Origin of the sequence: Cellulomonas gilvus ATCC 13127, from assembly GCF_000218545.1 — a bacterium.
Taxonomy (GTDB): Bacteria; Actinomycetota; Actinomycetes; order Actinomycetales; family Cellulomonadaceae; genus Cellulomonas; species Cellulomonas gilvus.
On record NC_015671.1, the window covers coordinates 1312860 to 1335257 of the forward strand.

General features: G+C 74.3%; 17 protein-coding genes. 11 read left to right on the forward strand and 6 right to left on the reverse strand.

Annotation, left to right across the window (positions count from 1 at the left end):
• Positions 1 to 39: 39 nt before the first annotated feature.
• Together CELGI_RS17810 and CELGI_RS06060 are read right to left on the reverse strand one after the other, a co-directional pair.
• Entirely contained in the window at positions 40 to 438 is a 399-nt protein-coding gene (locus CELGI_RS17810) for a peptidase inhibitor family I36 protein (protein ID WP_013883229.1), read from the reverse strand.
• Between the two features lie 236 nt (positions 439 to 674).
• Positions 675 to 1298 (reverse strand): dienelactone hydrolase family protein, encoded by a 624-nt coding sequence (locus CELGI_RS06060; protein ID WP_049785528.1) that lies wholly within the window; start codon positions 1296 to 1298, stop codon positions 675 to 677.
• 182 nt (positions 1299 to 1480) lie between these two features.
• On the opposite strand from CELGI_RS06060, the gene CELGI_RS06065 reads away from it, so the two are divergent.
• A complete protein-coding gene (locus CELGI_RS06065; RefSeq protein WP_013883231.1) occupies positions 1481 to 2215 on the forward strand; it encodes a hypothetical protein in 735 nt (244 codons plus the stop codon).
• A gap of 169 nt (positions 2216 to 2384) precedes the next feature.
• A complete protein-coding gene (locus CELGI_RS06070; protein WP_169315137.1) occupies positions 2385 to 5060 on the forward strand; it encodes a phosphoenolpyruvate carboxylase in 2676 nt (891 codons plus the stop codon).
• A 36-nt stretch (positions 5061 to 5096) separates the two neighbouring features.
• Here CELGI_RS06070 and CELGI_RS06075 read toward each other — a convergent pair whose 3' ends face one another.
• Positions 5097 to 5579, reverse strand: a complete 483-nt coding sequence (locus CELGI_RS06075) for an NUDIX domain-containing protein (protein ID WP_013883234.1) — start codon at positions 5577 to 5579, stop codon at positions 5097 to 5099.
• A 153-nt stretch (positions 5580 to 5732) separates the two neighbouring features.
• On the opposite strand from CELGI_RS06075, the gene CELGI_RS06080 reads away from it, so the two are divergent.
• From CELGI_RS06080 to CELGI_RS06095, 4 genes are all read left to right on the forward strand, one after another.
• A complete protein-coding gene (locus tag CELGI_RS06080; protein WP_013883235.1) occupies positions 5733 to 7382 on the forward strand; it encodes an ABC transporter substrate-binding protein in 1650 nt (549 codons plus the stop codon).
• Between the two features lie 76 nt (positions 7383 to 7458).
• The gene (locus tag CELGI_RS06085; RefSeq protein WP_013883236.1) at positions 7459 to 8544 is read left to right on the forward strand and encodes an ABC transporter permease; all 1086 of its coding nucleotides are present in this window, start codon (positions 7459 to 7461) and stop codon (positions 8542 to 8544) included.
• A 1-nt stretch (position 8545) separates the two neighbouring features.
• Positions 8546 to 9676 (forward strand): ABC transporter permease, encoded by a 1131-nt coding sequence (locus tag CELGI_RS06090; RefSeq protein ID WP_013883237.1) that lies wholly within the window; start codon positions 8546 to 8548, stop codon positions 9674 to 9676.
• Positions 9673 to 11349 carry a dipeptide ABC transporter ATP-binding protein gene (locus tag CELGI_RS06095; RefSeq protein ID WP_013883238.1) on the forward strand — a complete coding sequence of 559 codons (1677 nt, stop codon included), beginning with the start codon at positions 9673 to 9675 and terminating at the stop codon, positions 11347 to 11349. The genes CELGI_RS06090 and CELGI_RS06095 overlap by 4 nt, the downstream gene beginning before the upstream one ends.
• Positions 11350 to 11366: 17 nt before the next feature.
• Here CELGI_RS06095 and CELGI_RS06100 read toward each other — a convergent pair whose 3' ends face one another.
• Both CELGI_RS06100 and CELGI_RS06105 read right to left on the reverse strand, forming a co-directional pair.
• Positions 11367 to 13109 carry an alpha/beta hydrolase gene (locus CELGI_RS06100; RefSeq protein WP_013883239.1) on the reverse strand — a complete coding sequence of 581 codons (1743 nt, stop codon included), beginning with the start codon at positions 13107 to 13109 and terminating at the stop codon, positions 11367 to 11369.
• Between the two features lie 67 nt (positions 13110 to 13176).
• Complete coding sequence (locus CELGI_RS06105; RefSeq protein WP_013883240.1) at positions 13177 to 14373, reverse strand: acyltransferase family protein; 1197 nt, start codon at positions 14371 to 14373, stop codon at positions 13177 to 13179.
• A 196-nt stretch (positions 14374 to 14569) separates the two neighbouring features.
• On the opposite strand from CELGI_RS06105, the gene CELGI_RS06110 reads away from it, so the two are divergent.
• Positions 14570 to 15211: a CYTH domain-containing protein gene (locus CELGI_RS06110; protein ID WP_013883241.1), complete on the forward strand. Its 642-nt coding sequence runs from the start codon at positions 14570 to 14572 to the stop codon at positions 15209 to 15211.
• A gap of 18 nt (positions 15212 to 15229) precedes the next feature.
• Here the strand turns inward: CELGI_RS06110 and CELGI_RS06115 are convergent, their stop codons facing one another.
• On the reverse strand, positions 15230 to 16261 hold the full coding sequence (locus tag CELGI_RS06115; RefSeq protein ID WP_013883242.1) for a glutathione S-transferase family protein: 1032 nt from the start codon (positions 16259 to 16261) through the stop codon (positions 15230 to 15232).
• 132 nt (positions 16262 to 16393) lie between these two features.
• On the opposite strand from CELGI_RS06115, the gene CELGI_RS06120 reads away from it, so the two are divergent.
• From CELGI_RS06120 to CELGI_RS06135, 4 genes are read left to right on the forward strand one after another with little or no spacing between them, the layout of a single operon-like run.
• Positions 16394 to 18130 (forward strand): hypothetical protein, encoded by a 1737-nt coding sequence (locus CELGI_RS06120; RefSeq protein ID WP_013883243.1) that lies wholly within the window; start codon positions 16394 to 16396, stop codon positions 18128 to 18130.
• Between the two features lie 32 nt (positions 18131 to 18162).
• Positions 18163 to 19878 (forward strand): metallophosphoesterase family protein, encoded by a 1716-nt coding sequence (locus tag CELGI_RS06125; protein ID WP_013883244.1) that lies wholly within the window; start codon positions 18163 to 18165, stop codon positions 19876 to 19878.
• A gap of 51 nt (positions 19879 to 19929) precedes the next feature.
• On the forward strand, positions 19930 to 21561 hold the full coding sequence (locus tag CELGI_RS16390; RefSeq protein WP_013883245.1) for a D-alanyl-D-alanine carboxypeptidase family protein: 1632 nt from the start codon (positions 19930 to 19932) through the stop codon (positions 21559 to 21561).
• A gap of 48 nt (positions 21562 to 21609) precedes the next feature.
• Positions 21610 to 22311, forward strand: coding sequence for a metal-dependent transcriptional regulator (locus CELGI_RS06135; protein ID WP_013883246.1), 702 nt, complete (start codon positions 21610 to 21612; stop codon positions 22309 to 22311).
• Positions 22312 to 22398 lie beyond the last annotated feature (87 nt).

A 22398-nucleotide genomic window follows, 5' to 3' on the forward strand; every position in this document is an offset into this window, starting at 1 on the left:
TCCTCTCCGCGGGCTCGGACGCGCCGACCTGCGACGACGTCAACAGCTGGTCGTGACGAGGATACGCATCGACTCGGCGGGCACGTAGGTGGCGGCTCGTGACTCGTACGGGTCCACGCACGTCCACGAGCCCTGCCCGTCCGGCTCGCTGTACAGACGCGCCGCGAACGGCGTGCGGTTGCGGACGGATCGCGCCACCGCGAGTCCTGTGTCGCGGACCACCGTCGCGTCGGTCTCCGCGAAGGCCCCGGAGTACCGGGTCCCGGACCAGACGCACATGGTCCCCGCGGAGCACTGCTGGGCGGACGCCGGCCCGACGGCCCCGCCGGCCGAGGGCTCCGCACCCGCGGCGGGTGCTGCGGCCGCCGCCAGCGCGCACGCCGTCCAGAACGCGGTCTGGGGGCCGCGCCGACGTCGGGGGGCGGTGCTGCTGCGCATCGCGTCCCATTCTCGCGCACATGGGTGCAGGTGCACGTGCAGGTGCACACGGTCCTGCCATTCGCGATCACCTGACCTGCCCGTGCCAGGGGGAGTGTGGGTGTGAGGCGGGCGCGAGAGGCCCCTTGACTCCCGCGCCCGCCCTCGGTCGGCGTCCCCGCCCCTCCGGCGACGCCCACTGACTGGTACGTGCGCCGAGGGCCACGCGAGGTCACGTCCTCCCGATGTGACCTGCGTCACACTCCGAGACCGGCGAGGAACGCGAGCACGCGGTCCCAGGTCACGCGCGCCTCGACCGGCTGGTACTCGGCCGGGAGGGAGGCGTCGGTGAACAGGTGGCCGCTGCCGGGGTGGTGCAGCACCTCGGCGCGCCCGCCCGCCGCCTCGACGTCCGCCGCGAGCTGCTCGGCGAAGCCCTCGTCGCGCCACGGGTCGTCCACCGTCTCGTGGACCAGGACGGGGACGCCGGGCGGCCACGGGGCGCCCAGGTGCTCCACCGGGATCGCGCCGCCCAGCAGCACCGCCCCACAGACGTCCTGCGGGCGGGACGTGGCCAGGTGCTCGGCCAGGAGCACGCCGTGCGAGAAGCCCAGCACGGCGAACGGTCCGGGTACGGAGCGCGCCTGCTCGACCGTCGCGGCCAGGACGGCGGCGTGGTCGAGTGCCTCGATGCGGGCGACCGCAGCCGTGTAGTCGTCGTCGACCGGGACGCCGGTCGGGTGGAGCACGTGCACCACGTGCCCGTGCTCGCGCAGCAGCACGGCGGCGTCGAGCACGCCTTGCCGGAGGCCGAGGACGGACGGGAGCACCACGACGGTCGTCATGCTGCCGACGGTAGGGGTGACCGCCGACGCACGCACCCGCCCGTCGGCAGGGTGGCCCCGCCGCGGTGGCCGGGCAGGACCGTGGGGGTGGTTCCTCGGGGCAATCGGGTGACCCGTCCGGACGGCCGCGTGATGTGTCCGGATAGTCCGCTAGCCTCCCTGCGGGCCCGGCCGTTCCAGACGGTCGGGAGACACGTACCAGACGAAGGAGCGGATGCATGGGTGTGACGACGGGACTCGCGACGGTCGGTACGGGACGCAAGCGCCTGACGGCGCTGCTGGCGGGCGTGGCGCTGGTCGCGTCGGCCGCGGTGGCCGCGCCCGCGGGCGCGGCTGACGCGCAGCCCGCCGCGGTGACGGCGAGCATCACCATCGCCAGCGCGGTGTCGAAGAGCGCGACCGGGTGCAAGGACATCGTCTACAAGGTCAACCTGTCCGGGCTGGACCCGAACGAGTACTACTCGCTGAGCTCGAAGATCGCCTACGGCTCGGCCACGGTGAACGGCTACGCGGCCTCGACGCTCGTGAACGGTGCGAACCGGGTCGAGGCGTTCGTCTGCTCGTCCACGCTCAAGGCCGGCGCCTACCGCGTCTTCGCCACGATCAAGGCCGGCGGCACGACGGTCGCGACCGCGGCACCCAAGTCGTTCAAGCTCAAGGTCAAGCCCGTGTGGACGAGCCTGAGCGGCAGCGGGGTCGTCGGCGGCGCCGGGACCATCCGCGGCTCGCTCTCGCCGTCGATCGACGTCTCGGGCAAGGTCGTCAAGGTCTACTTCAAGAAGGCGGGCGCCTCCACGTACAAGGCGCTGGGCTCGACGCGCGTCAACAGCTCGGGCTCCTTCACCTGGAAGTGGAGCAAGGCGGCCGTGGGCAGCATGTACGTCAAGCTCTTCGGCAACACGTACGTGAGCACGGTCAAGTCCCCGACGATGGCGATCAAGCGCACCAGCTGACCGCCGCGCACCCACGCCGGCGGCTCGTCGGCGTCCTCCCAGTGGCTCCGGGCTGCACCTGCGCCCGGAGCCACTGGCGTACCCGGGCGCGGGTGCGCGTCGTCGGGCCGCGCGCCCACGGCCTGGACCACGGTCCCTTGACGAATCGTGCGTGGCCTATGTTGAGCGCGTGACAGCACCGCTCCTTCCCCGTGACGTCCCGCGAGGCCTGGCCAGCCATGAGGTGCCGGAGCCCCTGCGCAACGACGTGCGCGTGCTCGGCGAGTTCCTGGGCCGCGTGCTGCGCGAGTCCGTCGGTGACGACCTGCTCGCCGACGTCGAGCGCCTGCGCGAGCTCGCCATCAAGGCGCACGACGACCCGGAGAGCGACGCGCTGGCGCGTGCGGAGGAGCTCGTCGCGGGCTTCACGCTCACGCGTGCCGAGCAGGTGGCGCGCGCGTTCACGTGCTACTTCCACCTGGCCAACACGGCCGAGGAGTACCACCGGGTGCGCGTGCTGCGCGAGCGTGAGGCGCATGCCGACCCGCACGCGCTCACGCCCGACGACTCGCTGCCGGCCGCGCTGGCCCAGCTCTCCGACGAGGTCGGGCCCGACGAGGCACGGCGTCGGCTGCAGGAGGCCGAGTTCCGCCCGGTGCTGACCGCCCACCCGACCGAGGCGCGACGGCGTGCGGTGTCCCGCTCGATCCGCCGCATCGCCGAGCTGGTGGCCGAGCGCGACGTCCGTTCGGTGGGGGGCATGTCGCTCGCGGAGAACGACCGTCGCCTGCTGGCGGAGATCGACACGCTGTGGCGCACGGCGCCGCTGCGCCAGGCCAAGCCCAGCGTGCTCGACGAGGTCCGCACGGTCCTGTCGGTGTTCGAGTCGACGCTCGCGGACGTGCTGCCGGCCGTCTACCGCCGCCTGGACGACTGGATCCTCGACGGCGAGGCCGGCACGACGCCGCCCGTGGTGCGCCCCTTCGCACGCCTGGGCTCGTGGATCGGCGGCGACCGCGACGGCAACCCCAACGTCACGGCCGAGGTCACGCGCGCCGCCGCGCAGCTCGCGTCCGAGCAGGTGCTCGTGGCGCTCGAGCAGTCGGCGCGTCGCACGGCGGCGGGCCTGACGCTCGACGCGACCGGCACGCCGCCGTCGTCCGAGCTCAACGCGCTGTGGCAGCGCCAGCGCTCGCTCTCCGAGGAGATCGCGAGCCGCGTCGCGGCCGACTCGCCCAACGAGCCGCACCGGCGCGAGCTGCTGTTCGTCGTCGAGCGGCTCGGGGCGACCCGCGGCCGGAACGCGGACCTGGCGTACGGCTCGTCGGCCGAGCTCGAGGCCGACCTGCTGGTGGTGCAGCGCTCGCTCGTCGCGGGCGGCGCCACGCGCCAGGCGTTCGGCGACCTGCAGCGCCTGCTGTGGCAGGTGCAGACGTTCGGCTTCCACCTGGCCGAGCTCGAGCTGCGGCAGCACTCGCAGGTGCACGAGGGTGCGCTCGCGGACATCGAGGCGCACGGCATCGACGGCGAGCTCGAGCCGCGCACGGTCGAGGTGCTGGACACGTTCCGCACCATCGGCACGATCCAGAAGCGTTTCGGGCCCGAGGCGGCGCGGCGCTACATCGTGTCGTTCACGCAGTCGGCCGAGCACCTCGCGGCGGTGTACCGCCTCGCGGAGCTCGCGTACGGCGGGCCGGAGAACGTGCCGGTGATCGACGCGATCCCGCTGTTCGAGACGTTCGCCGACCTCGAGGCCAGCGTCGACATCCTGCAGGGCGCGCTCGAGCTCCCGCAGGTGCGCAAGCGGCTCGCGGAGAACGGCCGGCGCGTCGAGGTCATGCTCGGCTACTCGGACTCGTCGAAGGACGTCGGCCCGGTCTCGGCCACGCTCGCGCTCGACGACGCGCAGCGCCGGATCACGGCGTGGGCCCGCGAGAACGACATCGTCCTGACGCTGTTCCACGGCCGCGGCGGCGCGCTGGGCCGCGGGGGCGGCCCCGCCAACCGTGCGGTGCTCGCGCAGCCGCCGGGCTCGGTGGACGGCCGGTTCAAGCTGACCGAGCAGGGCGAGGTGATCTTCGCGCGGTACGGCGACGCGCACATCGCGGCGCGGCACATCGAGCAGGTGGTCGCCGCGACGCTGCTCGCGGGTGCGCCGAGCGTCGAGAAGCGCAACGCGGACGCGGCCGAGCGGTTCGCGGGCCTCGCCGCACGTCTCGACGAGGCGTCGCGCACGCACTTCCACGCGCTGGTCCGGGCCGACGGGTTCCCGCAGTGGTTCTCGGCCGTGACGCCGCTCGAGGAGATCGGCCTGCTGCCGATCGGCTCGCGCCCTGCGCGCCGCGGCCTGTCCGTCTCGAGCCTGGACGACCTGCGGGCGATCCCGTGGGTGTTCTCCTGGTCGCAGGCGCGCATCAACCTCGCCGGCTGGTACGGGCTGGGCACCGCGCTCGAGCAGGTCGACGACCTGGCCGAGCTGCGTGCGGCGTACGCGCAGTGGCCGCTGTTCGGCACGATGATCGACAACGTCGAGATGTCGCTGGCCAAGACGGACGAGCGGATCGCCGCGCGGTACCTGGAGCTGGGGGACCGCGACGACCTGGCCCGCGCCGTGCTGGACGAGATGGCGCGCACGCGGCGGTGGGTGCTGGCGATCACCGAGTCCGACGCGATGCTCTCGCGGCGGCGGATCCTGGGCCGCGCCGTGCAGCTGCGCAGCCCGTACGTGGACGCGTTGTCGCTCCTGCAGCTGCGCGCGCTGCGGGGCCTGCGCACGGGCGACGCGGTCGAGCACGCCGACGACCTGCGCCGCCTCCTGCTGCTCACCGTCAACGGCGTGGCCGCGGGCGTCCAGAACACCGGCTGACGCCGCGCGCGGGCCACGGGCGAGCCGTGGCCCGCGTCAGGCGGGCAGCGACAGGACGGCGGGCAGCGGGTCGCCCGCCGCGAGCGCGTCCAGCACGAGCCGCTCGTGCGGGACGACGTCGGGCAGTGCGCGCAGCGGGAACCACCGCATGTCCGCGTTCTTGTCGGGCTCGCGCCGCGTCGGCTCGCCCTGCCAGCGGCGCGCGACGAAGAACGCGTCCAGCCGCTGCTCGACCGCGGGCCCCGTGCGCTCGAACCGGTGCAGCGCCGTCAGCGGCTCCAGGTCGGCGACGTCGAGCACGACCCCGGCCTCCTCGAGCGCCTCGCGTGCCGCCGCCTCGTGGACGGACTCGCCCGGGTCCACGTGGCCTGCGAGCAGCGCCCACCGCCCGTCCATGTACCCGGTGCCCTCCCGCAGCTGGAGCAGCACCTCGTCGTCGCGCAGCAGCACGACGTAGGACGCGGCCACCAGCAGCGTGCGGTGGCCCAGATGGTCGTCGGTCCGGTAGCGCTCGGTCACGCGACGAGTCTGCCCGGTGCGCCGTGACCGAACCGATGCGGCGATGTTACTCACCGGTAAGACGGTGGTGATCCGCGTCACACACGTGTGCTACACAGGCCCCCATCACGTTCCCGGTCGGACTCCAGCCGACCCCCACGGAAGAGGTGACGGATGACCTCCGCACGCAACCGTCGTCGCGTCCTCGCGACGGCCGCAGGTCTCACGGTCGGTGCCCTGGTGCTCACCGCATGTGCGGGTTCGGGCGACGACACCTCGGACGACCCGTCGGGCGGCGGGGGCGGCGGTGGCGGCTCGCTCACGATCGGCACCACCGACAAGGTCACGACGCTCGACCCCGCGGGCTCGTACGACAACGGCTCGTTCGCGGTGCAGAACCAGGTGTTCCCGTTCCTGATGAACACGCCGTACGGCAGCCCCGACGTCGCGCCCGACATCGCGGTCTCGGCCGAGTTCACCGCACCCACCGAGTACACCGTGACGCTCAAGCCCGGCCTGAAGTGGGCGAACGGCCACGACCTGACGTCCTCGGACGTGAAGTTCACGTTCGACCGCCAGGTCGCGATCGCCGACGAGAACGGCCCGTCGTCGCTCCTGTACAACCTCGACAGCGTCGAGGCGGTGGACCCCACGACCGTCGTCTTCCACCTCAAGTCGGAGAACGACCAGGTCTTCCCGCAGATCCTCTCGAGCCCCGCCGGGCCGATCGTCGACGAGGAGGTCTTCGCGGCTGACGCGCTCACCCCGGACACCGACATCGTCGCGGGCAACGCGTTCGCCGGGCAGTACACGATCACGGACTACGACTTCAACAACCTGATCTCCTACTCGGCGTACGAGGGGTACCAGGGCGTCCTGGGCGCGGCCAAGACCGCCGAGGTCAACGTCAAGTACTACGCCGACGCCTCGAACCTCAAGCTCGACATCCAGCAGGGCAACATCGACGTCGCGTTCCGCAGCCTCACGGCGACCGACATCGAGGACCTGCGCGGGAACGACGACGTGCAGGTGGTCGACGGCCCCGGCGGTGAGATCCGGTACATCACGTTCAACTTCGACACGCAGCCCTACGGCGCGAAGACGGGCGAGGCCGACGCCGCCAAGGCGCTGGCCGTGCGGCAGGCGGTCGCGGACCTGATCGACCGGGACGCGATCTCCGAGCAGGTCTACAAGGGCACGTACACGCCGCTGTACTCCTACGTGCCGGCGGGCCTGACGGGTGCGACCGAGTCGCTCAAGCCGCTCTACGGCGACGGTGCGGGCGGGCCCGACGCGGCGAAGGCCGAGGCGAGGCTCACGGCAGCGGGGGTGACCACGCCCGTGGCGCTGAGCCTGCAGTACTCGAACGACCACTACGGCCCGTCGTCGGCCGACGAGTACGCCATGATCAAGGACCAGCTCGAGGCGGACGGCCTGTTCACCGTGGACCTGCAGACCACGGAGTGGGTGCAGTACTCCAAGGACCGCTCGTCCGACGTCTACCCGGCGTACCAGCTCGGCTGGTTCCCCGACTACTCGGACGCGGACAACTACCTCACGCCGTTCTTCCTGATCGAGAACTTCCTGGTCAACCACTACGACGACCAGGAGGTCAACGACCTCATCCTGCAGCAGGCGGTGACCGCGGACGCCGACGAGCGCACCGCGCTCATCGAGCAGATCCAGGACGAGGTCGCGGCTGACCTGTCCACCGTGCCGTACCTGCAGGGTGCGCAGGTCGCGGTCGTCGGCAAGGACGTGCAGGGCACGGCCGACACGCTCGACGCGTCCTTCAAGTTCCGCTACGGCGCACTCTCGAAGTGACCCCGACGGCCCGCTCCGCACCCGCGGGGCGGGCCGTCCGCCGCCCGAGAACGCCGAGCCACGGGACACCCACCTCATGACCACGACCCATGCGGACGCCACCCCCGCGCCCACGCCCACGCCCGGACGACGACGTCCGGGCGGCGGCCTGGGCAGCTACCTGGTGGTCCGGTTCCTGCTGATCTTCCCGACGATCCTCATCCTGGTGACGACCGTGTTCGTCATGATGCGCGCGACGGGTGACCCGATCACGGCCTCGCTCGGCGGGCGGCTGACGCCCGAGCAGCTCGACGAGCGGATCAGCGCCGCCGGCTACGACCGCCCGATCCTGGTGCAGTACCTCGACTACCTCGGGGGGATCCTGCGCGGCGACTTCGGCACGACGATCTCCGACAACCGGCCGGTGACCGAGGTGCTCGTCACGTACGGCACCGCGACGCTCGAGCTCGCGGTGTACGCGCTCGCGGTCGCGCTGCTGGTCGGCATCCCGCTGGGCCGTCTCGCCGCGGCGCGCCGCGACCGTGGCGTCGACGCCACGCTGCGCGTCTCGGCGGTGGTGGTGTACGCGACGCCGGTGTTCTTCGCCGGCATGCTGCTCAAGCTCGTGTTCTCGGTCTGGCTCGGCTGGCTGCCCGTCGCGGGGCGTGCGTCGACCGGCACGGAGATCGCGATGCAGCGCGACGGCGCGGGCACCGGGATCTACCTGGTCGACGCGATCAGCACGGGCGACCCCGAGGCGGTGTCGGACGTGCTCCAGCACGCCGTCCTGCCGGCGCTGGCGCTCGGCCTGCTCACCGCGGGCGTGTTCCTGCGGCTGGTGCGCACCAACGTCATCGGAACGCTCGCGACCGGCTACGTCGAGGCCGCGCGCTCACGCGGCGTGGGGGAGCGCAGGCTCCTGCGCAAGCACGCGTGGCGCCCGGCGCTCGTCCCGATCATCACCGTGATCGGCCTGCAGATCGCGATGCTGCTGGCCGGGGCCGTGCTGACGGAGACGACGTTCGAGTGGAAGGGGCTCGGCTTCCAGCTCGTGCAGTACCTGCTCGCACGCGACTACGTCGCGGTGCAGGGCATGGTGGCGATGCTCGCGGTGATCGTCGCGCTGACCAACTTCCTCGTCGACGTCGTCGCGGCGCTCGTCGACCCGCGCGTGAGGTACTGACATGGCGGTCGAACCGGTCGGCACGCCGATCCCCGCAACGCCCGAGCACGCACCGCGCTGGAAGCGCCTGCCCGTGGTGCACCAGCTGCGCACCAGCGTCGGTCTGCAGCGCACGATGCTGGTCACGGGGCTGACGCTCACCGCGCTGTTCCTGCTCACCGCGCTTCTCGCCCCCGTGCTCGCGCCGTACGGCTGGGCACAGCTGCGCGCCGACGGCGAGCTGTTCGGTGCGCACCTCGAGCCCGGGGGCGACCACCTGCTGGGGACGACCGTCGCGGGCTACGACGTGCTCTCGCGCGTGATCTGGGGCTCGCGCACCGCGCTGTACACGATCGTCATCGGCGTGATCCTGTCGATCGTGGTCGGCGTGGTCCTCGGCCTCGTCTCGGGGTACTTCGGCGGCTGGCTCGACCGCGTGCTCGTCGTCGTCGCGGACGCGGTCTACGCGTTCCCGTCCCTGCTCCTGGCGATCCTCGCGGCGATCGTGATCAGCGGGGGCCAGTCCTCGATGTGGGGCGGCGTGATGGCCACCGCCGTCTCGATCACGGTGGTGTTCATCCCGCAGTACTTCCGTGTGGTCCGGGCCGAGGTGGTCCGGGTCAAGTCGGAGGCGTTCGTGGAGTCCGCGCGCGTCGTCGGCTCGGGACACCTGCGGATCATGACGCGCCACGTGCTGCGCAACGCGACCCGCACGTTGCCGCTCATCATCACGCTCAACGCGTGCGAGGCGGTCCTCACGCTCGCGGGCCTGGGCTTCCTCGGGTTCGGCATCGAGCCGACCGCGGCCGGCGACTGGGGCTACGACCTGCACAAGGCGCTCGCGGACGTGACCAGCGGCATCTGGTGGACCGCGATCCCGCCCGGCCTCGCCATCGTGCTGACCGCGCTCGGCGTGACGCTCGTCGGGGAGTCGTTGAACGACCTGGCCGACCCGCGCCTGCGCACGCGCCGCCGCGCGGCCGTCGTCGCGGGTGAGGTCGGCTCGACGGTCGCCGTCCCGGGCGGCGTGCTGAGCGCCGGACCGGAGGGCGCCGACGGCATCGACGCGCTCGAGGGGCCGCCGCCCGACGTGGTGCCGGAGGTCGAGCCCTCCGCCGAGCCCGGGACCGCAGGACAGGAGCCCACCCGATGAGCCGTCCGGTCGTCGAGATCAACGACCTGCACGTCACGTTCGACACCGACGCCGGACCCGTGCAGGCGGTCAGGGGTGTGCATCTGGAGGTCGCGCCGGGGGAGGTGCTCGCGGTCGTCGGCGAGTCCGGCTCCGGCAAGACGGTGACCGCGCGCTCGATCCTGGGCCTGCTGCCGCAGACGGCACGGACCACGGGCGCCGTGCTCCTGTCCGGCCCCGGAGGCCAGGAGGCGTTGGACGTCACCACCATCTCGGCGGCGCAGCTGCGCCGCGTGCGGGGCCGGGACGCGGCCATGGTGTTCCAGGAGCCGTCCTCGGTGCTCAACCCGGTCTTCCCGGTCGGCTGGCAGATCGCCGAGGGGCTGCGCGCGCACGGCCGGCTGTCCCGGGCGCAGGCGCGCGAACGCGCGGTCGACGTGCTGCGCCGCGTGGGGATCCCCGACCCCGAGCATCGCGTGGACCACTACCCGCACCAGTTCTCGGGCGGGCAGAAGCAGCGGATCGTCATCGCCCAGGCCCTGGTGCTCAACCCCGGCCTGGTGATCGCGGACGAGCCGACCACGGCGCTCGACGTCACGGTCCAGGCGGAGATCCTGGACCTGCTGCGCATCCTGCCGCGCGAGCTCGACGCAGCGATCCTGCTCATCACGCACAACATGGGCGTGGTGGCGGACCTCGCGGACCGGGTCGCGGTGATGTACGGCGGCGAGATCGTCGAGCAGGCGGACGTGCGCACGCTGTTCGCGCAGCCGCAGCACCCCTACACGCGGCGCCTGCTCGACGCGGTGCCGCGCGTCGGGGGTGCCCGCCTGCGGCAGCGCGCGCGCGAGACGACGGACTCGTCAGCAGCACCCGTGGTCCGGGCGCGCGGGCTCGAGGTCACCTATCCCGGGCGGCTGCGTCGCCCCGGGTTCCGGGCGGTCGCGGGCGTGGATCTGCAGATCGCGCCGGGCGAGGTCCTCGGGCTGGTCGGCGAGTCGGGCAGCGGCAAGACGACGATCGGTCGTGCGATCGCGGGCCTCACGCACGTCACGGCGGGTTCGCTCGAGGTGCTGGGTGTCGAGATGAACGGGGTGCGTGAGCGCCGGTTCCGCCCGGTGCGCAAGCGGATCGGCTTCGTGTTCCAGGACCCGGCGACCAGCTTCAACCCGCTGCTCACGATCGCGCAGTGCGTGGCCGAGCCGCTGCTGGTGCACGGCGCGGCAGGGTCGGTCCGGGAGGCGCGGGCGCGTGTCGACGAGCTGCTCGAGGCCGTGCAGCTGCCGCGGTCGTTCGGGGCACGCTTCCCGCACGAGCTGTCGGGCGGGCAGCGGCAGCGCGCGTCGCTCGCGCGTGCGCTCGCGCTGGACCCCGACCTCCTGGTCGCGGACGAGCCGACGTCGGCGCTGGACGTCTCGGTGCAGGCCAGGGTCCTCGACCTGTTCGCACGGCTGCAGGCGGAGCTCGGCTTCGCGTGCCTGTTCATCAGCCACGACCTGGCGGTGGTGGACCTGCTCGCGGACCGGATCGCCGTGCTGCACCGCGGCGCGCTGGTGGAAGAGGGCACGGGCGACCAGGTGCTGGGCGCACCGCAGCACCCGTACACGCAGCGCCTGCTGGCGTCGCTGCCGGTGCCCGACCCGGTCGAGCAGGCGGAGCGTCGGGCGCGCTGGCTGGAGCTGCGCGGCGGCTGACGCGAGGACGCGGCGGGTCAGGCCTCCGACTTTCGCAGCGCCACGACGTCGCGCAGGACCGCGGTGTCGGCGGCATCCCACCCGTCGGGCGGTGCGATCGCCGCCCACCCGTCGGCGTACTCCAGGTGATAGTTGTGCCCGTGCCCGGCGGGGGCCTGGCCCGCCACGAACAGGTCGATCGTCGTCTGCCAGAACGTGACGAGCGGGACCCACCGCGTCGAGGGGAGCACGTCGGTCCCGCGGGGCTCGGCCAACCAGTCGGGCCGCTCCAGGATCAGGCGCGGCGACCACCACACCACGCCGTCGGACGCGTGCTGGTCGTAGACGACGCGCGGTCGCGACCAGTCGTCGCCGAGGGTCCACAGCTGACGGTCCGCGCCGGATGCGGGGCGGTTGGCGGACCGGACGGTGACGCCCTGGTCGACCACGGGCGCGATCTCGGGCGACCCCGCGTCGCGACCCTCGGTGACCTCACGCCACAGCGGCGTGAACCCCGGCGTGCCCACCCACAGCGCGCCGTCGGTGCGGGCCACCACGTCCTGGACGGAGGAGAACGCGCCCTGGCTGCCGTAGGAGCCGAGCGAGATGCCCGCGACGTACAGCAGCGGCCGGTCGTCCTCGGGCAGCTGCGACCAGCGGGCGTACACGGCCTCGAACAGCGCCTTGCCCGCGGCCGGCGGGGTGGAGCGGTCGCCGACGAAGCTGACCCACGACGGCAGGTAGGAGTACTGCATCGACGCGATCGCGGTGTCGCCGCCCCACAGCAGCTCGAGCGAGTCGGACATCGACGGGTCGATCCACCCGGTGCCGGTGGCCGTCACGACGGCCAGCACCGAGCGGTCCCAGGCGTGCGTCCGGTCCAGCTCGGCGACGACGACCTGCGCGACCTCCTCGAGGTCCTGCCCGGCGCCGAGCCCGGCGTAGACGCGGATCGGATCGACCAGCTCGCGACCGGTGAGGTCCGCGACGCGCTGCCGCTGGTCGAGGGGACGCCCGCCCGCGACGAACGACCGGCCTTGGAGCCCCAGCTCGTCCCACCGGGCGAGGGACGCGTCCGAACCGCTGCGCAGGGGGTCGGTCGGCTGCTCGACGCCGTCGGCGGTGCCGCCGTCCGCCGCCGCGGAGATCGCCCCGAGCGCGGCCAGCCCGCCGCGCACGACCGTGCCGTCGACCACGACGACGGCGAGCCACGCGACGAGCGCGACGGCCACCAGACGCGCCACGGGGGCCGGGACCCATCGGCCCACGACCTTGCCGAGGAGCCACGCGACGCCGCGCGCGATCCGCCGCAGGCCCCGGCCGACCTGCAGCAGGAGCACTGCCAGCACGAGCGCCAGCCCCAGCACGACGACCGGGTGCGACGAGTCCGCGGGCGGCTCGCCGAACAGCTCGAGCAGCTCGTCCTGCCACGTCGCGTTCCAGACCAGCGCGGCGGGCACGACGACCACGGTCGCGCCCAGGAGCGCGCGACGGAACCAGCGACTGCCGCGGCGCGACCACGGCACGCCGACGCGCCGCACGACCCAGGCCAGGAGCACGCCGAGCCCGTAGCCGATCGCGGCGCACACACCGGCCACCGCACCCTGGTAGAGCGCGGCGCGCGGCACGAGCGCGGGTCCGAGCGAGACGCCGAACAGCAGCAGGGCGCCGGCGAGCCCGGGCCCCGACAGCCGGCCGGGCCAGCGGCGCAGGGCGCGCAGCACGCGAGCGCCCACCGTCGGGCGGGTCCGTCCGGTGCTGGGTGCGACGGGGCCGGTCATGGCGTCCTCCCGCTCGGTCGGCGCGGCGGGCGTGCGTGCCCCCGGCCCGACCGTAGCGCTGCGCTGGTCAGCGCGGGGGGTGGTGCGGATCCGGCTGCGCGGTGACGGACCTCTGGTGCGTGTTCTTGAAGCGCCGCTCGACCAGCCAGTAGAAGCCGGCGCACGCGGCGAGCGCGAGGGGCACGGCGCCGAACGTCATGAGCAGGTACTGACCCCACGTCGGCAGGCCCCACCCCACGGTGAGCAGGTTCACGAGCGCGAGCAGCGGGCTGTGCAGCAGGTAGATGCTGTAGGACGCGAGCCCGAGGAGCATCACGGGCCGCGTCTGGAGGAACGCGACGGCGCCCCCGGGCGGCGCGCCGGACTGCGCGCGACGCCCCGCGAGCACGAGCGCGCACGCGACGACGACGCCCGCGAGCGTCTCCGACGCCCAGGGGCGCGAGTGCAGCGGCTGCCACCACAGCAGGAGGCAGAAGGCGCCCGTGGCGCCCAGCACCCAGGTGGTGGTGCGCAGGCCGCGCAGCGGCCAGTCGGTCCGGACCGTGGCCTGCGCGGCGAGCATGCCGCACGCGAAGAGCGCCACGAGCCACGGGTGCACGTGGCTCACGCGGTCGAACCCGAGGGCCGGGGGCAGGACGGTGGCCGCCAGGAGCGCTGCGACGACCACGCCGGGAGGGATGCGCCGCCACAGGGGGAGCAGCACCAGGGGCATCAGGAAGTAGATGTGCCACTCGACCGCGATCGACCACAGCGGGCCGTTGATCTGGCCGATCCAGTCGGGGCGCAGGTCGTGCAGGAGGAGCAGGTGGGAGGCGATGCCGCCGGGGGTCACCGGCAGCTTGGTGTCCCACTGCGTCCCGGAGCGCTCCTGCATGGCGGGGACCAGGGCGATCAGCAGGAGGCTCACGAGCAGGGCCGCGTAGTACGGCGGCAGGATCCGGCGTGCGCGCCGCCTGAGATAGCCGACGGCCCCGCCGGACAGCCGCAGCCCGGGATCGCGCACCACGGGCAGCATGAGCACGTACCCCGACAGCACGATGAACACGGGTACGCCGAGGTAGCCGTAGCCGAGCACCGCGCCGAGCTCGCCGAGGTCGCGGTAGGCGTCACCGCGCATGCCCGTCGAGAGGTACGCGTGGTACAGCGCGACGACGAGCGCGGCGACGCCGCGCAACCCGTCGAGGTAGGGCAGCTCGAGCCGCGGTTCCGGTCCCGGGCGCTGCCCGGCCGGCCGGTCGGCGACGTCCTGGTCGGCAGCCGTCACGGGCGACCCAGGTCGGGGCTCATCGAGGCACCGGATCTCCTCGGTGCCCGGGGCACCGCTCGTCGGTCGTCGCGGGTGCCGGACGGGACCCCCGGGCGCCCCGGCGGAGGGGGACGCGCGTCAGACATGATCGCATCCCCGCGTCCCGCGCCCGTCGCGACCCCGCGCGGAGGCCGCGGCCGTCTAGCGTGGGCACGTGAGCGACACGGGGTACGGCGACTTCGAGTTCGAGCGACGGTTCTGGGTGCGCGACCTGCCCGTCGGGGTCCTCGACGAGCAGCCCGCGGTCATCGTGCAGTCCTACTACCTGGCCGACGAGGGTTACGCGCTGCGCGTCCGCGTGCAGACCTCGGCCGGCGCGCCCGCGCTCGACCCCACGCTCGACCCGCTCGCCGCGCTCGACGCGTACTCCGACCGGTTCGACTTCTGCGCCGTGACCGTCAAGGGTCCGGTCAACGCGGGCACGCGGTACGAGGCCGAGCGTGAACTCGACCTCGACGTCGGCATGCAGCTGGTCCGGCGCGGCGGCGCCCGCATCGCCAAGACCCGGCACTCGGTGTGGCTGGGGACCGACGGCTGGGTGGTGGACGTGTTCGCGGGCGGGAACGCTCCGCTCGTCGTCGCGGAGGTGGAACGTGGCGGGCCCGTCACCGACCTCGTCGTGCCGTCGTTCTGCGTCACGGAGGTGACCGAGGACCCGCGCTTCTCGAACGACGCGCTCGCCCGGACGCCCTACGGCACGTGGGCCGCGGCGTACGAGGCCGAGCTCGACCGCACGGGCCCCCGGTTCCTGCGCGGCCTCGGCACGACGACGCGCGCCGAGGCCGACGACCTCTGACCGACCTGCGGGACGCGGTCAGGCCCGCGGCGCGCCGTGCTCGGCGGGCACGGCCTCGCCGGGCGCGACCGGCCCCGGGGGCGTCCCGTCGCCGAACGGTCGTCCGCCCAGCTCGTCCCGACGGTGTGGCGTCCACCAGCCGCGCAGGTCCGGCCCGCCCGGGATGATCCCGCTCGGGTTCAGGTCGCGGTGCACCACGTAGTAGTGCGCCTTGATGTGCGCGAAGTCGACCGTGTCGCCGAAGCCCGGCGTCTGGAAGAGGTCGCGCGCGTAGGCCCACAGCACGGGCATCGCGGCGAGCGTGCTCCGGTTCGCCTTGAAGTGCCCGTGGTAGACCGCGTCGAACCGGACGAGCGTGGTGAACAGCCGCACGTCGGCCTCGGTGAGCGTGTCGCCCACCAGGTACCGCTGCCGGCTCAGGCGGTCCTCGAGCCAGTCCAGGCGCGCGAACAGCCGTGCGTACGCGGCGTCGTAGGACTCCTGCGTGCCCGCGAAGCCGCACCTGTACACGCCGTTGTTGACGTCCCGGTAGACCAGCCCGGCGACCTCGTCGATCTGGTCCCGCAGCGCGTCCGGGTACAGGTCGGGCGCCCCCGGGCGGTGGTGCGCGGTCCACTGCGTCTCGAGGTCGAGCGTGATCTGCGCGAAGTCGTTGGTGACCACCTCGCCCGTCGGGACGTCGAAGATCGCGGGGACCGTGATGCCGCGCGGGTAGTCGGGGAACCGCCGGAGGTAGGCGTCACGGATGCGCTCGATGCCGAGGACCGGGTCCACGCCGCCGGGGTCGAGGTCGAACGTCCACGACCGCTCGTCGTGCGTCGGACCGCACACACCCATCGAGAGCACCGGCTCGAGGCCCAGCAGGCGCCGCACGATGATCGCGCGGTTCGCCCACGGGCACGCCCGCGCGACGACGAGGCGGTACCGCCCGGCCTCGACCGGGTAGCCGTCGCGGCCGTCGGCCGTGATGCGCGTCGTGATGTAGCGGGTGTCCCGCTGGTACTCGGTGCCCGGCTGCGAGTAGACGCCCGGGGTGTCGTGCGCGGTCATCCGTCGATCATGCCCCGCGACGGCGGGGGCGTCGTGCGGGGCGTCGCGGGGCAGCGACCGCCCGTAGAGTGACCCGACCTCGGACGGGAAGGGCAGCGGGTGCGGCGCAGGGCGGGTGTGGTCGGAGCGGCGGTGACGGGAGCGCTCGTCGTCGCGCTGGGTGTGGGGCTCGCGGTGGTCGCCGCCGACGAGAACGCGCCGCGTGACGCGGCCACCGGTGCGACGAGCACGCGCCCCGGCTCGGCGCGGGCACCGCGCCCGTCGGATGCGACGACGGTCCCGGCGGCGCCGGGCGCGTCGTCGGACCCGGCGGCGCCTCGGCGTGCGGCGCCGGACGACGCGGCCACGGTCCTGCCGGCACGTGACGGGGTCTCCGCCGCGGTGCAGGCCTCGCGTGCGGTCTTCGCGGCGTCGCCCGTCGTGGTGCTCGCGGCGCACGACGACCAGGCGGCGCAGCTCACGGGTGCGAGCGCCGCCGTGGCGCTCGGGGTCCCGCTGCTGCTGACGGACGACTCCGGCGCGGCGGCGACCGAGGTCACGCGGCTCGGCGCGCACGCCGTCCTGGCCGTGGGCGACCTCGGGCCCACCGGCCTGCCCGATGACGTGGTGGTCGCCCGCGTCGCGGCCCGCGCGGGTGCGGGCGAGCTGCGTGCGGTGACCGGCATCCCGTTCGGCCCACGCGTGGCGGTCGCGCCGGGCGCGCACGCGAAGGCGGTGCGCGCGCTGGGCGCCGACCCGGTCCCGGTCCTCGTCCCCCGGGGCAGCGGCGCCGCACCTGCGCCGACGGGCACGGCCGACGTGCTGCCTCGGGTCGTCCGCGCACCGCGCCTGCCCGGCGTCGTCGCGGCCACGGGGGTGGGCGTCGAACCAGTCGCCGCGCTCGCGACCGTGCGCGCCGCGTCCGTGCCCGTGCTCGACCTGCCGGGCGGCGACCCGCGCACGTCGGCTGCGTCCGTGCGTGCCGTGGCCCGCACCGCGCCGCAGCACGTGATCGCGATCGGCACGCGGTTCGGCCCCGCCGACGTCCTGGCCCGGCGCGTGGCGACCGCGGCGACCGGCGTGCAGGCACCGGGTGGCGGCCAGCTCGTGTTCCCGTCCGGCGAGGGCGTCGCGCGCAAGCGGTACGTCGCGCTGTACGGCACGCCGGGATCGGCCGCGCTCGGCCTGCTGGGCGAGCAGGACGTGCCCGCGACGATCGAGCGTGCCCGCGCGTTCGCGGCCAACTACGCCCGTCGCACGCACGACACGGTGGTCCCCGCGGTCGAGGCCATCGCGACGATCGCGTCCGCGGGTCCGGGACCTGACGGCGACTACTCACGCGAGCGGTCGGTCGCGGAGCTGCGCCCGCTCGTCGAGGCGGCGGGCGAGGCGGGTGCCCTCGTCGTGCTCGACCTGCAGCCCGGCCGGACCGACTTCCTCACGCAGGCCAAGCGCTACACCGAGCTGCTGGAGCTCCCGCACGTGGGGCTCGCGCTCGACCCGGAGTGGCGGCTGCGGCCCGACCAGGTGCACCTCGAGCAGATCGGCTCGGTGCGCGTCGACGAGGTCGACGCGGTCGGCGACTGGCTCGCCGACCTGACCGCGCGGAACCACCTGCCGCAGAAGATGTTCGTGCTGCACCAGTTCGCGTCGTCGATGATCAGCGGCCGTGGCCTGCTGGACGTCTCGCACGACGAGCTCGCGGTGGTCGTCCACGTCGACGGCCAGGGCACGCAGCGCGCCAAGCGCGGCACGTGGCGCACGCTGCGCGCGGACGCGCCCGACGTCCACTGGGGCTGGAAGAACTTCGTCGACGAGGACCGCCCGATGCTCACGGTCGAGCAGACGCTGCGCGTCCGGCCCGTGCCGGACCTCATCACCTACCAGTGAGCGCACGTGCGGCCGCGACTACCCTCGACGTGATGGACGAGGCACGCACCCACCGGCCCCCGTGGGAGCGGTGGGCCGTCCGCGGTGCGCTCGCGCTGGTCGTGGTGCTGTTCTCGGCGGCGGTCGGGCTGGTCACCGCGCACACGCAGGGCAGCTTCGGCCCGCACCTGGCCGACTACGCGGTCACCACGGACGGCACGGTCACGGTCGACCTCGGCCCGCTCGGGACGCTCGAGGTCGCGTCGCCCCTGCCGGTGGGGCTCGGGGCGCACGTCACGGTGCAGGAGATCCCGTCGTCGTTCACCGAGGTGAGCGACGCGAGCACGCTCGAGTCGTTGTCCGGCGACCTGCAGGTGTACGTGCAGTTCTTCTCGGGGCCGCAGGCCACGGTGGCCGACGTGACGCAGGGCATCCTGCTGGACGCGCTGCGTCGCGCGGTCGGTGTGCTCACGGCGATCGTGGTGGTGTCGTGGCTGGTGCGCCTCCTGCTGGGGGCGACCCGGCGGGCGGAGATCGCGCGGGCTCTCGAGCCGCACCGCGGGCACGTCGCCGTCGGCACGGTCCTGGTGCTGGTGGTGGTCGCGGCCTCCACGTCGAGCGCCGCGCCCGCGGCGCCCGTCGCGGACACGCGCGCGCTGTCGCACGTCTTCGACGGCACGCCGCTCGAGGGTGCACGCGTGACCGGACGGCTCGGCGGCGTGATCGACACGTACGGCGCCAAGGCGCTCGCGGCCTACCGCACGAACCAGGAGTTCTACGAGCGTGCGGACGCGTCCCTCGTGGCGTCCTGGGACCAGCGCGCGGCGCTCGAGGCCGCGACCGTGCCGCCGCGGCTCGAACCGGCGGCGCCGAGCGCGCCCGCGACCGCGCCCGCGACCGCGCCCCCGACCGGGCCGGGCGGCCCGCCGACCACCACGAGCCCGACGCAGAACCCCACGCCCACGCCTACGACCGCGCCCGAGGACCTCGTCGTCGCGCTCGTCGTGACCGACCTGCACTGCAACGTGGGCATGGCGCGCCTGCTCACGTCGCTCGCGGAGCGGGCCGACGTCGACGTCGTCCTGGACGCGGGCGACACCACGATGAACGGGACCGCGGTCGAGCAGTACTGCGTGACGACGTTCGCGCGCGCCGTCCCGGACGGGGTCGAGCTGGTCACGTCACCCGGCAACCACGACTCGGCGCAGACCTCGGGCGAGTACGCGGCCGCGGGCGCGCGCGTGCTCGACGGCTCGGTGGTCGAGGTCGACGGCCTGCGCATCCTGGGCGACTCGGACCCCAACGAGACGCGCGTCGGTGGCGGCACCGCCTCGCTCGGCGAGAGCCTGCCGGACACCGCCACGCGCCTGGCCGAGACGGCGTGCGACAACGAGGACGGCGTCGACCTCCTGCTGGTGCACACGCCCGAGGTCGGGGAGACCACGCTGGACCGCGGCTGCGCACCCGCACAGGTCTCCGGGCACCTGCACCGGCGGTACGGTCCCGAGCAGATCGGGCTGGGCATCCGCTACATCAGCTCGAGCACGGCGGGTGCGACGCTCGGCCAGCCGACGATCGGGCCGCTGCGGGGTGACGCCGAGCTCACGCTGCTGCGCTGGGACCCGGCTACGCGTCTGCTGGTCGACTACCGGATCGTCACCGTCCGGCCGGATGCGAGCGCGCTGGTCGGCCCCGCGGTGCCGTGGCCCGCGGTGCGCACCGTGCCGGACGAGGTGCCGCGCGTGCCGGGCGGACCCGCGCCGGTCTGACCGGTCCAGGTTCACCCGGGCCGTCCCGCGCGACCGGGCTTACCGTGGAGCGTGGTCGCGCGGCGCACCGGGGTGCCGTGGCGGAGCAGGTCGGCCGCCACGCTGGTGACGCTCGCCCTGACGGCCGTGCTCACCACCGGGCTGGCGCCCGGGGCGGCCGCACCCGCCGCCGCGGCGATCGACCCCACGGACCGCGCGCGCGAGGTGCGCGCACCGAGCCCGTCCCCGGCGGCGCCGGGTGACCGGCTGAGCCCCGGGCAGCGCGTACGCCCGGGGGGTTCGCTCGTCTCGTCGGGCGGCGCGGCCGTGCTGCTGGTGCAGCGCTCCGGCCGCCTCGCGCTGTACGGCGCGGACGGCGGGGTGGTGTGGTCCGCGGACGGCACCCCGGGTGCCGCGCTGGTGCTGGACGCGCGGGGGCGGCTGCGCCTGGTGGCCCCCGACGGCTCGACGGCGTGGGAGCCCGAGGGCGGCCCCGCGGCCCTCGCGAAGGGGCGGCTGCTGCTGCGTGACGACGGCGACCTGGTGCTGCAGGACCCGACCGGCGGCATCGTGTGGGCCACGGGCACCGGTGTGCGCCCGAGCAGGCTCGCTGCGGGCCGCTCGGTGACGGCGGACCGCCCGTTGGCCTCGGCCGACGGGCGGCACGTCCTGCTGGTGCGGCGGTCCGGCGACCTCGCGCTGCTGGGACCCGACTCGCGCGCGCGGTGGGTCGCGCCCACCGCGACGCCCGCCTCGTCGCTCGACCTGGCGCAGGACGGCACGCTCGCGCTGCACGACGACGCGGGCGCCGTGCTCTGGACGCCCGGGACCGCAGCCGTGCCGGGAGCGGAGCTGGTGCTGCGCGACGACGGCGAGCTGGTGCTCGTCGGGCCCGACGGGACGCTCCTCTGGACAAGCGGGACCGCGCTCGGACCCGCGGCGCTGCTGCGGGGTGAGGCGCTCGCCGTGGGTGAGCACCTGGACTCGTCCGACGGGCGCCTGCGCCTGAGCCTGGAGCCGGCTGCGCTGCTGCTGACGTACGACGGCACCGAGGTGTGGCGCGCGCCCGTCGTGCCGGGTGCGGGGGCCACCCTGAACATGCGGGTGGACGGGCGTCTGGTGCTGCGTGACGTGCGGGACCGCCCGGTGTGGTCGACCACGCTGCCCGACGAGCACTGGGCGACGCGTCCGTCGCTGCGGCTCGACCCGCTCGGGATGCTGCTCACGGCGGGCACGGGTCAGGAGGTGTGGCGCGTGGACGTCCCGCCCGACCTCGTGGAGCCCGCCGCGCCGCATGCGGACTGCTCGACGGTCGATGGTCCGGTGCCCGTGGCCGCCACGGTCCTCACCGAGGCGGGCGTCCGGGTGCACGCGTGCCTGGCGGACGCCGTGGACGCGATGGTCGCGGCCGCGCGCGCGGACGGGGTGCACCTGGTGGCCTCGGGCTGGCGGAGCCGTGAGCAGCAGATCGCCGCGCGTGCCCGCAACTGCCGGACCGTGGACGGCCGCGTGCGCTGCCACCCACCCACGGCCGTGCCCGGGCTCTCGCGTCACGAGTGGGGCCTTGCGCTCGACATCACCGACCGCGGCGCGCTGGTGCGGCTCGGCACGCCCGCGTGGGAGTGGCTCGTCGCGAACGCCGGGACGTACGGGCTGACGAACCTGCCGGGGGAGCCGTGGCACTGGAGCATCGACGGCTGGTGAGTCCGCGGCCCGGCGCCGACGCGTGCGGTCGCTGACTAGCCTGGGGCCGTGCCTGCACCCCTGGACCCCTCGTCGGCGCGCGAGGCGACGCCCCCGCTGACCGCCGTCGCGCAGGACTACCTCAAGGTCGTGTGGTCGGCCACGGAGTGGGCGGACGTGCCGGTCACGACGAAGATGCTGGCGGCGCGCCTGGGCGTGGGCGCCTCCACGGTCTCCGAGCAGGTCCGCCGGCTCGCGGACGCGGGGCTGCTCACGCACGAGCCGTACGGGGCGGTGGGCCTGACGGACGAAGGGCGCACGCATGCGCTCGCGATGGTGCGTCGGCACCGCCTGGTCGAGACGTTCCTGGTGGAGGTGCTGGGCTACGGCTGGGACGAGGTGCACGACGAGGCCGAGGTGCTCGAGCACGCGGTCTCCGACGTGTTCGTGGAGCGCGTCGCGGGGCTGCTCGGGCACCCCGTGCGGGACCCGCACGGGGACCCGATCCCGGGGCCCGACGGCAGCCTGCAGGTCCCCGACGCCACGGAGATGTGGGCGGTGGCGCCCGGCGCGTGGCGGATCGCGCGCATCAGCGACGCCGATCCGGACCTGCTGCGCTGGCTCGAGGAGGTCGGGCTGGTGCTCGACGCCGAGGTGACGGTCGTGGAGCGCCGGGAGGCGGTCGGGACCGTCGCGGTGCGGCTGGGCGACCGGCCCGTGGACCTGGGCGAGGTGGCCGCGCGCGCGATCTGGCTGACCTCCGCGGGCTGACCTGGACCGGACCGCGACGACGCGCTCCGCGATGCTGCCGTAGGCTGCCCGCATCCCTCTGGAGTGACGACGGCGCCCTCCGGACCG

Bases quoted from the DNA above. Each gene is read 5' to 3' on its own strand.
- CELGI_RS06065 (WP_013883231.1), top strand. From the start codon at position 1,481: ATGGGTGTGACGACGGGACTCGCGACGGTCGGTACGGGACGCAAGCGC.
- CELGI_RS06095 (WP_013883238.1), top strand. From the start codon at position 9,673: ATGAGCCGTCCGGTCGTCGAGATCAACGACCTGCACGTCACGTTCGAC.
- CELGI_RS06115 (WP_013883242.1), bottom strand. From the start codon at position 16,261: ATGACCGCGCACGACACCCCGGGCGTCTACTCGCAGCCGGGCACCGAG.
- CELGI_RS06085 (WP_013883236.1), top strand. From the start codon at position 7,459: ATGACCACGACCCATGCGGACGCCACCCCCGCGCCCACGCCCACGCCC.
- CELGI_RS06125 (WP_013883244.1), top strand. From the start codon at position 18,163: ATGGACGAGGCACGCACCCACCGGCCCCCGTGGGAGCGGTGGGCCGTC.
- CELGI_RS06100 (WP_013883239.1), bottom strand. From the start codon at position 13,109: ATGACCGGCCCCGTCGCACCCAGCACCGGACGGACCCGCCCGACGGTG.
- CELGI_RS06080 (WP_013883235.1), top strand. From the start codon at position 5,733: ATGACCTCCGCACGCAACCGTCGTCGCGTCCTCGCGACGGCCGCAGGT.
- CELGI_RS17810 (WP_013883229.1), bottom strand. From the start codon at position 438: ATGCGCAGCAGCACCGCCCCCCGACGTCGGCGCGGCCCCCAGACCGCG.
- CELGI_RS06090 (WP_013883237.1), top strand. From the start codon at position 8,546: ATGGCGGTCGAACCGGTCGGCACGCCGATCCCCGCAACGCCCGAGCAC.